We start from the raw sequence: 13,738 nt of genomic DNA on the forward strand, positions 1-13,738 counted from the left end.
TAACCTCACTTCCACTCCGCAATACGATCAATAGGGAGACGAGTTGTTCTACGTGCCTCTTTAGCCGCTTTACCAACAGAGATGAGCATAACCGGTACATAACGTTCCTTCTCCATACCGAAAGCTTCTGCAATGTTGGATTTATCAAATCCACCAATTGGGTTTGTATCATATCCGCGAGCACGAGCTGAAAGCATTAACTGCATGGATACCAAACCGCTATCAATAAGAATCATTTCACGAAAAGCTTGTGCTGGCAAACGTTCAAAAAGGTTAGTGTAGTTAGCCATCAGTTGATCTTTAATCTCTTGTGGCAAAAATCCTTTTTCCACTGCAGTACCCATAATTTCATCTGCATTTTCAAATGCCTTCATATCTGCGAATACAGCAATCACAGCAGAAGAAGTCGCTACTTGTGTTTTGTTACTTGGTGCAAGCTCTTCTAGGGTGGACTTACCTTCTGGACTCTCCACAACAAGGAATCTCCAAGGCTGGAGATTAACGGATGATGGTGCTAATGTTGCCTCTTCTAAAATTTCATTCATTTCCTCACGGCTAATCTTAACCGTTGGATCGTACACACGAACTGAGCGCCGTGTCGTAATAATCTCTTTATAGTCATTGTTTAGGGATGTTACAGTCATCATATTCTCTCCTAATCTCTTTACTTAGTTGTCTTACTAGTTTCAGTCATTTGTTGAATCTGGCTGTTCAGCTTACGCAGTACATGAATAAACTCAAGTCGTTCTGATTCCGTGAGGCCAGCTTGTAGATCCTCTAGAAATCGTTCTTTGTCCGCTTTAAACATCGCAACTTTACGTTGTCCTTCTTCGGTTAATTGAACTAACGTAATTCGGTTATCCTTCTCACACTTTGTTCGCATAAGAATTCCTTCAACTTCTAACTGCTTAACATGGCGGGTTACCGCAGCTGGGTCAATTGACACTGCTTTCTGGAGATCCGTTTGGCTGATCTGGCCACCCGTCAGTTTGCATAGAAGTTCAAGTCGATTAGGACTAACCCCAGCACATCGTTCAAACCGGGTTGCTATATGCTTGTTTAAATGTATTAGCAAGTACAGCAGGTCATCTTTATGACATGTAGAGATGATAAAGACCCCCTTCGATTCATTGACCTATCAATAGTTGATGGGTCAATATTATATCATTGTTTATAAAAAATCAAGTCTAAGTTTATGGGTAACTAATAATAAAGTTCTTTATAAATAAATGAAGCCACTGCTCCAATATCAGTGGCTTCATTAAATTTATTATATTTTTATCTTAGATCTATAACTCAAAATCAAAATTTTTCCCAACTGAATACCGGCTTAAACATTTTTCGGATCCAGTATGCGATAATCGTACCTACTGTCCATGAATTGCGATTCTGCAAGTAATCCATGTATTGATCATTCATCGTATAAGTCCAAGTGGAAATGGGACTCCTCAGCCCAAACTTCTCCCACTCTGCCGGATCATTAGAGCCTCCAAGCTTTAGGAGCATCTTTGCCGACTCGCTCATTATTTTAGCCGGCATTTGCTCAAATGCTTGGATGATTAGTCCATGAAATTCGTCAATTGGATTAAGGTTAGTAAGGCTTGTCAAATGGATGCTTTCGCGTATGTAAGAAACGTATGCTAGATGGTCAGCCCAGAACTTGTCCATATAATAAAGTCTTACACGCTGCTCTGAAGGGCTCATCGCAGGCTCACCTTTCAGAATTCCGAGCCGTTCCTCATATTGAATACGTCTCTGTTCTTCTACCATATCGGAATAACGGTTAAGCTCCTGACGGATATGAAAGTTTTGGCCCATAATAACACGTTGTATATGTTCAATTTTATTATAAAGTACCGACTCTCCTAGGGCTTCATCCTGCTTAAGACCTCGATACATAGGCGGAATCGCTTTGTCGATGCCGAACTGCTGGATTAACTCGTCCTCTAAACATATGAAAAATACAGATTCCCCCGGATCGCCTTGACGTCCAGAGCGCCCTCGAAGCTGGTTATCAATCCGCACGCTTTGATGTACATGAGTTCCAATTACGAATAAACCACCCAACTTGGCGACCACTTCTGCTTGTTGCAGATCGCCGCCCCCGAGACGAATGTCTATATCCCGTCCCGCCATATTCGTCGACACAGTTACGGAGCCGATTTCTCCAGCTTTTGCAATGATTTCTGCTTCTTTTGCGTCGTTTTTTGCATTCAACACTTGACATGGTACTTCAGCATTAGCAAGTGATTCGGCGAGCTTGTCTGACTCCTCCACGCTAGAAGTACCAATGAGAATTGGTCGTCCAGTCCTATGGTTAGATAGGATTTCTTGCACAAGTGCCTTATGTTTGGCTTCACGATGGGTGTATATACGATGGGGATGGTCAATCCGTATGTTTGGCCGGTTCGGCGGAATCTGCAATACCTGCAACGCATAGATTTCTTCAAATTCCATTGCAGATACATGTGCGGTAGCCGTCATTCCACACATCTTTGGATATAGGCTAAGGAGGTGTTGAAAAGTGATCGTAGCTAGGATTTTCCCACCTGCTAAGGATTGAAGACCTTCTTTAGCTGCCAGCGCCACTTGGAGCCCTTCCGGAAGATGCCTGTTCCTCGCTACACGTCCGGTATATTCATCGATCAGCTCGATTTTACCTTCGCGGATGATGTAATCGACGTCTTTCTTTAATAATGATTCCGCCTGCAGCGCACAATTCAATGATGATAACAATTGACTATTATAACTATCGTATAAGTTTCCGCAGCCGAGTAGTGATTCTGCTAAGGCAGACCCCTCTTCATTTAGATACACATTTCTTTTGAACTCGTCAAAGTGGTAATGTTCATCTTGCACAAGCTGTCTTGCCACGTTTGCATAACGAACACCCTCATTGGACATTGATTCAGGCTTACCAGCAATAACAAGCGGTACTCGCGCTTCGTCGAGAAGGAGTGAATCCGCTTCATCTACGATGACATAATGAAATTGACGATGAACGGTGTCTTCTTCATCCAATGCGATCGTATCGCGTAAATAATCAAAACCCGCCTCTTTGGCCGTAACATAGGTAATGTCCGCGCCGTAAGCTTCCCGTTTCTCTGACAAGCTCATGTCCGCTTGAACCGAATTTATCGTCAAGCCGAGAAAACGATAGATCGGTCCCATCCACTGCGCATCTCTTTTTGCTAAATAATCGTTAAACGTTAACACATGGACGCCTTCTCCACTTAATGCATTAAGATACGCTGGCATAACAGCAGAGAGCGTCTTCCCTTCACCGGTATGCTGCTCGATCAAAAAGCTCTCGTGCAAAGCGATTGCAGCCATAATCTGGACATCATAGGGATGTAAACCAAGCGTTCTTTTCGCTGCCTCGCAGACTAGCGCATACGCGTCAACAAGAAGCTCATCTAAAGACACACCCGACTTTGCTTCCTTTTTCAGACGAAGAGATTCCAATTTCAGCTGGTTATCATCCCAATCTGACAAGTTGCGACTCCGAATGAGATCCACTTTAGCCCGGTAACCTCTTAACTTCTGCCGGTTATCATGATCTTTGAATTCTCGTATTAACTTGACGGCTACATTCATCGGAATATCCCTCCTCTGTACATATCTCAATATTATTCTACAGATATTGGAAATCCCCTGCTATTTTACACAATAAAGACCGCCAACTAAGCTGGCAGCCTTAATTACTTGCCATAATTGTTCTTACGAATACAAGATTCTTTTATCGCGTGGTTTCGTCGAATTGAATGGATTGAATATTCTCAGTTGACGGATCGAATGTAATCGTTACATAAACCCCAAACTCATTTCCTTCTTGACCTCTTAACCACAACTTGAACTTCTCTACGGACTTGTTCGGTGCAAGTTCACTTCGACCAATGTGCTTATAATCAACGATCTTCTCCTGGTATCGTTTTTGAGTTTCCTTTACGGCAATTGCTCCCCACTTGGCGTAATCAGGTTCTGCATACAATGAAACTGAGGAAACATTAAACAGTACTATTAAGCAAATCACCAATCTAATCATAATAACCCTCATTTTAAAATTTTCAGGTATTATACTCTAAATCTTTCATAATTATTCTTTCTATAAACCTCGTTCACTAAGTGGAGAGCCATGGGAATTTTAAACTACTCCATTTCCTGATAAAGAACTTCTACATCCTTTATCAGGTCAGGTATCCAAGCTTCTGATCCAGCAATCAAATCTGTACCACCATATACAAGCCAATGTAATGTCTTAATCAGCCAACATAAACCACCGATTTGAAATTAGACCATTTCCTTAACAGTGACCATTCATGAACCTCATTAATCAAGGGAATGCTTGAACAGTAAGTTGAAAAACAAGAAGGAATCATTCGTATACTCCCTTTGAAATATTATTCTTAACACAACGCAGCAACACTCTCAATCTATACATTCTAACCTATTTGACGTTTAAATACCTTACTAGCAAAAAAGTATGAAATCATCATAATGCCGACACACCAAGCGAGTGCGACCCAGATATCGTTACCAACAGATCCTTCATACAAGAAAGCGCGAATCGCATTGACAATTGAAGTTACAGGTTGGTTCTCAGCGAACACACGGACGATTGTGGGCATGGTTTCTGTAGGAACAAAAGCTGAACTAATAAACGGAAGGAATACCAGTGGGTACGAATAAGCTGTGGCTCCTTCCATTGAGCCTGCTGTCAATCCAGGAATGACCGCCAGCCAGGTTAGCGCCATTGTAAAGAGTCCTAGTATTCCCACAACAGCGAGCCAATCAAGTAAGCTAGCCCCAGAACGAAAGCCCATGAAGAGAGCGATCAAGATAACCAGCACGACAGTAAGTGCATTTGATACAAGTGAGGTCAACACGTGAGCCCACAATACCGAAGAACGTTTAATTGGCATTGTAATAAACCGCGACATCAGTCCGCTTTTTACATCTGTAAACAATCGTACTGACGTGTAAGCGACGCCGGAAGCTATGGCCATCAGCAAGATTCCTGGCAATAAATAATTGATATAGTTGTCCGTTCCTGTTTCTATAGCACCGCCAAATACATAGACAAACAACAGCATCATCATTATGGGTGTAATCGCCACCGTAATAATAGTATCCGGGCTGCGCATGATGTTACGCATTAAACGTCCTAATAATATCCTTGTATGGGTGGTCATTTATCTCTCCTCCTTGTTGCCAATGATCGCGAGGAATATTTCCTCCAATGTCGGCTGCTTCTCAATGTATTCTACTTTTGCGGGAGGGAACATCTCTTTGAGCTCTGTAAGGGTTCCGGTCGTAATAATCTCACCGCTGTGCAGAATGGCAATACGGTCTGCCAGTTGTTCCGCTTCATCCAAGTACTGAGTTGTTAATAAGATTGTCGTTCCGCTTCTCGAAAGTTCTTTAATCGTATTCCAGACTTCAATTCGGGCCTCAGGATCTAGCCCAGTTGTTGGTTCATCTAGAAAAATGACTGCTGGTGAACCGATCAAACTCATCGCGATATCTATCCTACGTTTCATTCCACCGGAGTATTTATCTATCCTTCGCTTAGCTGCATCCATTAAACTAAATCTTTCAAGTAGATTATCGGCTACCTGAGCAGGATGAGAAACTCCCCGCAGCTTAGCGATCATCATCAAGTTCTCGCGCCCCGTGAGCATTCCGTCTAAAGCAGCAAACTGCCCGGTAAGACTGATACTCTGGCGAACATGATTCGATTGACTCTGGACATCATAGCCACAAATCTCCACTTTACCGCTATCTGGCTTCATTAATGTTGATAGGATGTTGATGGTCGTTGTCTTCCCCGCTCCATTCGAACCTAATAGTGCCAATATTTCACCAGGGCGTACCTCAAAATCCACTCCCTTTAAGACTTCCTTGTCTTTAAAGGATTTTCTCAACGCTTTTACAGAAATCGCTATACTGCTCATACTTTCTTCCTCCTTAATCAACTATTTAGTATTACTGATAATACGTACTACTTAGTACTGAGCTAAAAATATAACTGAGTAGCTAAGGTGATCATTCGCATTACATAAGAAACCAGCTAATCAGTCGGTATTATTATTTTTAATTTACTTCTTTCCCAGTTGTTTCATGATACTCTGATTCAGATCTTCACGATACTTAGCGACATAGGTCCTCGCATTTGCCACTAGTTCGTCTGCGAATGAAGCCACATCATCCCCAGTAATTTCAAGTACTTCTCGACCATCTGCTGCGCCTGATTCGAATAAATCGATTAGCTCATACTGCATTTGTAACATATCCATCCCGTTACCTGTTGCAAAATTCCACATGTAGTTCTGAACTTTCTTAAATACAAACTGATAGTCTTCAGGCAGTGCGTCAACCCTCGCCATCATCATCTTGTATTCTTTTTTATCACCCATTAGCTTTTTTATCATTTCAATCATTTTATTATGCCTCCTTTTATTCTAACGCTTTAATAAGAGTCCTATAGAAAGGTCATATGAATCTAGCTGGACTTCAATACGTTGATTTTTGATGAAACAAAATCCCACTTTTCCCAAAACAGATCAAGTTCCCGACGTCCAGCTTCATTAAGTGAATAAAACTTACGGGGAGGCCCCATATCGGAAGGTTTCTTTTCGATGTTCACTAAGTTTTTCTTCTCTAAACGCACAAGGATCGTATAGACCGTTCCTTCTACCACCTCGGTAAACCCTAACTCGTTCAAGCGGCGTGTAATTTCATAGCCGTAAGTTTCACGGCGACTAATGATTTCCAGTACGCAGCCTTCCAGAGAACCTTTAAGCATTTCCGTTAAATTTTCCATGTTGTGATCCTCCTTTATGATGTCCCTCCTCTATTCAGTCTGTCTTGCGTAATACCAGGGGGAAGTATAATTTATTGATTGCTTTTGTATTTGATGCAAACCTATTCTGTATTACTTACTACAGGTATAATGTAACACTGAGTAGTGAGTGTTGTCAACTATTTCTAAAAACAAAAAAAGTCTCCTGTCCATAAGTCACAGGAGACTCTAAATTCGAAAAAGCCAAAAATCAATTCTAACTATTCCATATTTAACAATCGAGCTATCTTCTCGGCATGATTCATGAGAATTTCATCTTGTCCAAATTCAGCAATGCATTGAAAACCAAGCGGCAGTCCTTCCACTTGCCCAACAGGGAGATTTATCGTTGGTAATCCGGCAAACGTCCAAATCGCGGTCATCCCCGCCCAACCCGTCCGTCCACCATGAGGTGGAGCAACGCCTCCTTGCGCGGGTGAGATCCATAAATCAATCCCTTGTTCACGCCGGAATTCAGCTAATTTACGCTGCAAGCGCTGTTGTTCAATTCGATAATTCACTAATTCTTCGTCATCAATTGTCTTTCCGGTTAAGATGGCCTGTAGAACCGCTTCACCATACTGGTCTTTATGCTCATTAAACCATTGTTCGTGCACCCTTGCCATTTCACCCTGAATAAATCGCAACATGGCATCTCCGTATATAAAAGAGTCATCCCAAGGCATCTTTACCGTTCTTACTGTGTATCCCGCTTGGATGAGCGTAGTCGTCTGTTTCTCAAAGGCCGCACGAATCTCATCCCCCATAAGTTCCATGTAAATGCCACTAGGAATACCAAGTACCGGTTTTCGTTCTGGATCATACTGATCACTTCCTTGTTGAACGTTCCAATCAGGTATGAGGTGAGGTATGACGATACTCAGTGAGTTGATATCTGCTGTGAAAATGCCAGCCGTATCCATGGATGGTGACAGTAAAATCACACCATCCATAGGGATACGACCATAACTTGGCTTAAACCCCGTTACCCCACAGAACGAGGCTGGCGCGGTTACGGATCGAAGTGTCTGAGTTCCTATTGCAACAGGACACATTCCTGATGCTACACTCGCAGCTGAACCCGCACTTGAACCGCCCGGTGTATGTTCGAGTGCATGGGGGTTTCGAGTTGAAATTGATCCGGCATAAGCGAACTCCTCCGTTACGGTCTTCCCGGGAAACCACGCACCTTGTTCACGCAAACGACGAATTAAACTTCCTTCAATGCCTGTCAGAGAAGAAGGCACCTTGGATCCGGCACCCGTCGGTAAACCTTCGATATGAAATAAATCCTTTACGCCAAAGGGCATCCCGTACAAAGGTGGTTTCGTTCTACCCATGAACCGGTTACGTAACTCATCCGTTTCTTGACGGATGCGTTTAAAGCGGCTCTCCTCTTCTACAAACGCGAGGACAGAGGGCTCAGCTAGACGGTATCGTTCTGAAAATCTATGGAGTGCTCTATCAAGAAAATCACTTGTATTCGGCTCTATATCCGATGACAACTTCCAGCTTTCAGAAATAACAACCATAAAACCACTCCCCCTTCGTTATTGCAACAAAATCATCTCTAAACAAACATTTAGTTTTTAATAGTAATCTTTGGACCTTCCCCAAAGATGGATCTCTACCTCACGAAGCCTCCGCATGATCCCTTCCATATCACTTGAAGAAGTTTGAGGAACTTTGTTCTCAAGATCTATTATTTTCTTCTGTAGATCTTTAACTATAATGCCAATTTGATCATAGTCCTTTATGATCTCGTCTAAAAATTCATTTACTTCATCTTCGTTATAACCTCGTATGGAATGTTTGAATTCTTTGTTATGTATATCTAAGCCAGTAAGTGATACTCCTAACTCTTGAAGGCTTTTCATGGTTGTATTCATGCTTAATCCTCTCTCCTTGTATCTTTTCTATCGCACATCTTAAAAAAATCGCTCAATTTACTGAATTAAACATGTGCAAGAATATTGATCAGCTTCCCAAATGGGTCGCGGACGTAAAATCGACGAACTCCCCAAGGCTCATCCGTAGGTCCATATTCTATTGTATATCCCGCACTCATCATCCTATTGTACATTGCATCGACATCATCGACTTCAATCGAAAGATCAGGTGTAGGTGTACCTGAGCCACCTTGTGAAGCGAAACTTATCTGAACTTTCTCCTCCCCAAGTAAGCCATAGGTTTGAATCCATTCATGATTCATCAATAAATCAAGTTCGAGTAAGTCTTGATAAAAGCTTTTGGCTGCGGGTACATGCTGCGTATCAATGTTTGTAACAATACGTTTCACCCTCATATACAGACCCTCGTTTCAATAGAATAATTCCTAATTTAGTAGCGTTGACCTTATTTTACATTATCATCTAGCACCAGGTTATTCAATCATCTTAATCTCTAGCTTAATAGAATCTCGATAAAGAATAAGGTCTAGACAAGCATCCTCCTCAGCAATATAGTTATGACATGATATCAGACTCTAGAAAAACAAAAAAAACCGCAATTAATACGGCTTAATTATCATCACATTTGGAACTTTATTATCTATAAATTATATGGTAAGTAGGGGAATAGCGATGACTTATGTACAATCTCTCAACTATAATGATGCTCCTAATTCATGTCGACGTGAGATCGCTGAAATGTTAAATCGAATCTGGCCGGATGAGAACCTAAAGCAAGATGACACCATTCCTCTGACGCATGATGAATCATTAAACGCTCGTTCATTTCTTACATATGTAGACGGTAGGTTAGCTAGTTATGTAGGGGTCGTGCGCAAAACGATTAAACATTCAGGTCAGTTGTTTAACATTGCTGGATTAAGCTGTGTGGCAACTGACCCTGATTTTCAAGGCCAAGGGTTAGGTTCGCGCACTGTCGTTTCAGCTACCCGATGGATTGAAGAGCATAGTGATATAGATCTTGGTGTATTTACATGCGAACCTTCGTTAGCCTGTTTTTACGAACATGCTGGTGCATGGCAAGTGAATCCGAATGTTAAGCTTATTGGTAGTTGCGACGAAAGAGCCTTATCCAGCGATTTACTACAAGTAGTGGTGCTGCTACGTCTATTCTCAGCGAAAGCGCAAACCTATGAGACAAAGCTACGCCAATCGCCAATTAATCTCGAGCTTCCTGTAGGTCAATTCCTATAATAGGAGAACAAACTCATTATCAATCAAAGCAAGCAGCGCACGTTACATCAATTACGATTACTCGAAATCAATCACAGTCTTCGACAGCACATCTGGTGCCATAATGACAGGCTTCTGCATGTTCCAATTGTTCGTTAGTTGCGAAACGTGTCACAATGATAATATGAGTTCCCCCGTTAACTTCCTAGAACAGAACTGTCGTGAACATTTCAGCATTCGAAACAAAATTCCATTGCTTGTCTGCAAAAGAGTCTATTACTGTCCCCCCATATGAAACACACCAATGACAGTTTCCCCGTCAACATCGTACAGAGGAATATCGACACCACCTGGTGGTCTGCTGTTCTGTATCGCAATGGCTTCTTCGGGTGACTTTGGTCTCTCACCATCTAAGTCTTTTTTCAACACATATCCTTTAGTGCCATCGATACCTACTGCGCTAATTAACTCAGGTTCCATTTCCGGGGAAGAAGCATCGGCAGAAGAACCGTAAGTCTGTCCGTTATTATTTTTAGGGAAGATCATATTCTTAGCACCATAATGAATAGAACCTATAATGTTTACACCATCTACATCGTATACTGGGACATTGCGACTAAATTCACCCAGATAATCTGATTTCAACACATATCCTGAAATGTTATTTATGTTCCCAGCATATATGTAGTCAGGTAATGATTCATCTGATTCATCTGAAATGTCTTCATGAACAACTCCGTAGGTCTTCCCGTTTTCGTTCACAAGATAGTTAAGTGGTGTTTCTGGTATTTGATCATCGGTGTCCATAGCCAATGAACTTTGATACCACAGTATACCGCTCACTACACATACAATAAAAACCACACCCTTTAATCTTTTAATGTTGCTTGTATACATCCTCACTTTATCCACTCCTTTTATTTCACATCTAACATACGTATTAACTTTATATCTTTAACACTTAATACAAGGTGAAAGTTACATCCTGTTATTTCAATTTTAGTAAACAAAAAAAGGAACAGTTCGTGTCTTGCGACAACTGCTCCTTTTTCTATTAATCATCGTTTTCAGTTGAAATACGAAAACAGTAACCATACTTCCTCGAAACCACTCTCACCAGTACATCTTCCAATCCTTCGCCAATCGTATTAATGCTTCAAAATAGTAATAGTCTCCCCAAATGCAGCTCTCATCGACACCACGTCCGCCGCCTTTATAATAGACTGCATGCTTTAAAATGCCGTTGGCATCACTGTTGATACCCGTCCGGTAATTTTCATACAACGACTGAATCATCGTTAGTGCTGCATTTTCATAGACATGTTTATCTGGGTCCGTTAACGGCAAATGCTTTGCGATTTCGAGCATTCCACAGACCGCAATGGCGGCTGCTGAACTGTCCCGCTCTTCCTCACCGTCCGTAAATATTAGATCCCAATAACAAATCTCATCCTCGGGCAAGCGATTTAAATAATAGTTGGTCAGTTTCTTCGCTAACTCTACTAAACTCCAATCACTCGTATAGTGATAACTAAGCGGGAAGCCATATATCCCCCAAGCCTGCCCACGTGCCCAGCAGGAGTCATCCGAATAACCTTGGTGAGTGTTCCCGAATAAGGGTGCCCCGGTTACAGGATCCATGTAATACGTATGAAAAGTTGATGCATCTTCCCGAACAATATACTTGGTTGCTTGTTTAATATGCGCTTCGGCAATTTGACGATAGTGTGCTTTTCCGGTTACTTCAGTTGCCCAATACAGCAGCGGCAAGTTCATATTGCAATCAATAATCATCCGGCCACGCTGCTTCGGATCATTAAGATCGCCCCAAGCTTGGATGATTCCGGCTTTTTCGTAATATCGTGTAATTAACAAATCAGCAGCCTTCAGGGCTATGGCTTTTGCTTCTTCACTTCCCGTCAGTTTATAAGCGCTTACACAACTAAGTGAATACAGAAAACCAAGGTCATGATGGTCAACCTCAATGCGCTTTTCAATCCGTTCTTTAAAGCTTCCCACCTGTCTCTCTGCAACTTCCCTGTACTTCTCGTCTCCCGTGTATTCATATGCAAGCCACAGCATGCCGGTCCAAAAGCTGGTCGTCCATTCCACATTATCAATCGCTTTATATACAAGGTTTACACTACTCGAATCTGGAAATTTCTCAGTGAACACGTCTAGATTTTGATCGATTTTCGCCAGCACATGGTCAATAGCCTTTTCTACAAAAGCTCGGTCAACGGCCGGTGCACTTGCATAACGTGCAAGATTCTTTATCTCTTCTTTACGTACTTCCTGGATACTTATCGTCATATCACATCACCTCTAACCTTGTAATGATTGGGTCCTTCATTTCTTTCAACCTATGCTGCAACTTGATCTCAAGCTCTCTCGCCAGCAGGTGTTCGGAGATGTGCTCAATCCGCTCCGGCTTAAGCTGATATGGGTCTGTTCTCAGATCATAAAGATAACGCACTAACTTGTCTCCAGGTGCGTATCCATGGTGAAGGACATAGGTATAATCATGAGTACGAATCGCCCGCCAGCCATATTCTCGGTTATCTACACCAGCCTCTTGAAATGCTTCTATGACTTCCTTTCTACCCGGATAAGCGCTGATAAATGCTTCCTCTGGGCCACCCTTCTCACGGTTTAACAGAAAATCGGATAAATCCGTTCCTTCGACTGACATCGGAATCTCCAAATCCAGCAATCGAAGCAGGGTTGGCATGATATCAACCGTATTTAGCAAAAGGTCTGTTCGCATTTCAGGAATCACATTGGGCCAACGGATACAGAACGGAACACCAATGGATTCCTCATACCAGACGTGTTTTGCCATCAAACCGTGTGAACCCATCATTTCGCCATGATCTGAGGTCAAAACCACAATCGTATTCGAATCGAGTCCTTCTTTCTTTAATACATGTAGAAGTCTCCCAAACTGGTCATCGATTCCAGATACCGCAGCGAAATAGTTCAACTGTTTATCTTTTAATTCTTCGATTCCGCCCTCAATCGATTCCCCAGTATGGACGGAGAAAGAAGATGCTGAGACATTTTCTCTTAAAACAATTTGATTCCGGTCATACATCTTCTTGTATTTCTCTGGAACCTGATCAAATGGGCTGTGCGGTGGATTCCAGGATACAAATAAGGCGAACGGCTGCTCACGATTCCGGTTCTGAATAAAATGAATCGCCTGATCGGTTTCATGCTCGGCTGACCATTGCTGAACGTTAATTTTCTCCGGGCTATCCTTCCAATAATGCGGGCTGAGATGCTCATCCCATGCACCATAGGAATACCAGTATTCAAAACCGTGTCGTTTGGGCCCGGGTGGTGTGTAGGCATCCCAGTCTGCTGCACCAGATAACGGCTCATCTGTCACGTTCCGTTCCGGTAAATCAAGATGCCACTTCCCGATATACCCTGTCTGATAACCGCTCTTGGCAAGCACATCGCTGATGCAGATTTCATCAGAACTCAGCATCACATCTGCTCCTACCTTACAATTGGTGTATACCCCCGTACTTATCGGGTATTTGCCCGTCAAGAGAGATGCACGGTGTGGAGAACATAATGGAGAACAGGTGAGCGCATTGGCCACAATAGCGGCTTCATGAGCAAAAGCATCGATGTTCGGCGTTAGAACTGGATCTTCCCCTTCATACCCTACAGCTTGACGACGCCATTGATCAGCAAATATATAAAGGAGATTCGGCTTCTGTTGATTGTCCATGCTTACGCCCCC

Annotated in this window: 15 protein-coding genes; 1 reads left to right on the forward strand and 14 read right to left on the reverse strand. The window is 42.4% G+C overall.

Going from position 1 to position 13,738, the window contains the following annotated elements:
• Positions 1 to 5: 5 nt before the first annotated feature.
• The 11 genes from AC3WJJ_RS02325 to AC3WJJ_RS02375 all read right to left on the reverse strand — a co-directional run bounded on the left by AC3WJJ_RS02325 (position 6) and on the right by AC3WJJ_RS02375 (position 9,146).
• Entirely contained in the window at positions 6 to 644 is a 639-nt protein-coding gene (locus AC3WJJ_RS02325) for a nitroreductase family protein (protein ID WP_492537650.1), read from the reverse strand.
• A 20-nt stretch (positions 645 to 664) separates the two neighbouring features.
• On the reverse strand, positions 665 to 1,075 hold the full coding sequence (locus tag AC3WJJ_RS02330) for a MarR family winged helix-turn-helix transcriptional regulator (protein ID WP_422661205.1): 411 nt from the start codon (positions 1,073 to 1,075) through the stop codon (positions 665 to 667).
• A gap of 227 nt (positions 1,076 to 1,302) precedes the next feature.
• Positions 1,303 to 3,597, reverse strand: a complete 2,295-nt coding sequence (locus AC3WJJ_RS02335; RefSeq protein WP_492537653.1) for a preprotein translocase subunit SecA — start codon at positions 3,595 to 3,597, stop codon at positions 1,303 to 1,305.
• A 142-nt stretch (positions 3,598 to 3,739) separates the two neighbouring features.
• A complete protein-coding gene (locus tag AC3WJJ_RS02340) occupies positions 3,740 to 4,045 on the reverse strand; it encodes a DUF3889 domain-containing protein (protein WP_492537655.1) in 306 nt (101 codons plus the stop codon).
• 397 nt (positions 4,046 to 4,442) lie between these two features.
• Positions 4,443 to 5,192 carry an ABC transporter permease gene (locus tag AC3WJJ_RS02345; protein ID WP_492537656.1) on the reverse strand — a complete coding sequence of 250 codons (750 nt, stop codon included), beginning with the start codon at positions 5,190 to 5,192 and terminating at the stop codon, positions 4,443 to 4,445.
• On the reverse strand, positions 5,193 to 5,954 hold the full coding sequence (locus AC3WJJ_RS02350; protein ID WP_492537658.1) for an ABC transporter ATP-binding protein: 762 nt from the start codon (positions 5,952 to 5,954) through the stop codon (positions 5,193 to 5,195).
• 144 nt (positions 5,955 to 6,098) lie between these two features.
• Complete coding sequence (locus AC3WJJ_RS02355) at positions 6,099 to 6,440, reverse strand: DUF1048 domain-containing protein (RefSeq protein WP_492537659.1); 342 nt, start codon at positions 6,438 to 6,440, stop codon at positions 6,099 to 6,101.
• Between the two features lie 62 nt (positions 6,441 to 6,502).
• Positions 6,503 to 6,823 carry a PadR family transcriptional regulator gene (locus tag AC3WJJ_RS02360; protein ID WP_422661198.1) on the reverse strand — a complete coding sequence of 107 codons (321 nt, stop codon included), beginning with the start codon at positions 6,821 to 6,823 and terminating at the stop codon, positions 6,503 to 6,505.
• Positions 6,824 to 7,062: 239 nt separating this feature from the next.
• On the reverse strand, positions 7,063 to 8,373 hold the full coding sequence (locus tag AC3WJJ_RS02365; RefSeq protein WP_492537661.1) for an amidase: 1,311 nt from the start codon (positions 8,371 to 8,373) through the stop codon (positions 7,063 to 7,065).
• A gap of 57 nt (positions 8,374 to 8,430) precedes the next feature.
• Positions 8,431 to 8,730, reverse strand: coding sequence for a DivIVA domain-containing protein (locus AC3WJJ_RS02370; protein WP_492537663.1), 300 nt, complete (start codon positions 8,728 to 8,730; stop codon positions 8,431 to 8,433).
• 65 nt (positions 8,731 to 8,795) lie between these two features.
• Positions 8,796 to 9,146: a VOC family protein gene (locus tag AC3WJJ_RS02375; protein ID WP_492537665.1), complete on the reverse strand. Its 351-nt coding sequence runs from the start codon at positions 9,144 to 9,146 to the stop codon at positions 8,796 to 8,798.
• Positions 9,147 to 9,417: 271 nt separating this feature from the next.
• Between AC3WJJ_RS02375 and AC3WJJ_RS02380 the strand changes: the two genes are divergently transcribed.
• A complete protein-coding gene (locus AC3WJJ_RS02380) occupies positions 9,418 to 10,005 on the forward strand; it encodes a GNAT family N-acetyltransferase (protein ID WP_492539554.1) in 588 nt (195 codons plus the stop codon).
• Positions 10,006 to 10,260: 255 nt separating this feature from the next.
• On the opposite strand, the gene AC3WJJ_RS02385 is transcribed toward AC3WJJ_RS02380, so the two are convergent.
• The 3 genes from AC3WJJ_RS02385 to AC3WJJ_RS02395 form a co-directional block, all read right to left on the reverse strand.
• Complete coding sequence (locus AC3WJJ_RS02385) at positions 10,261 to 10,887, reverse strand: BTB/POZ domain-containing protein (RefSeq protein WP_492537666.1); 627 nt, start codon at positions 10,885 to 10,887, stop codon at positions 10,261 to 10,263.
• Between the two features lie 210 nt (positions 10,888 to 11,097).
• Complete coding sequence (locus AC3WJJ_RS02390) at positions 11,098 to 12,297, reverse strand: glycoside hydrolase family 88 protein (protein WP_492537668.1); 1,200 nt, start codon at positions 12,295 to 12,297, stop codon at positions 11,098 to 11,100.
• 1 nt (position 12,298) lies between these two features.
• On the reverse strand, positions 12,299 to 13,726 hold the full coding sequence (locus AC3WJJ_RS02395) for a sulfatase family protein (protein WP_492537670.1): 1,428 nt from the start codon (positions 13,724 to 13,726) through the stop codon (positions 12,299 to 12,301).
• Positions 13,727 to 13,738: the final 12 nt, after the last annotated feature.

This window comes from Paenibacillus sp. FW507-14B1B (assembly GCF_058781425.1).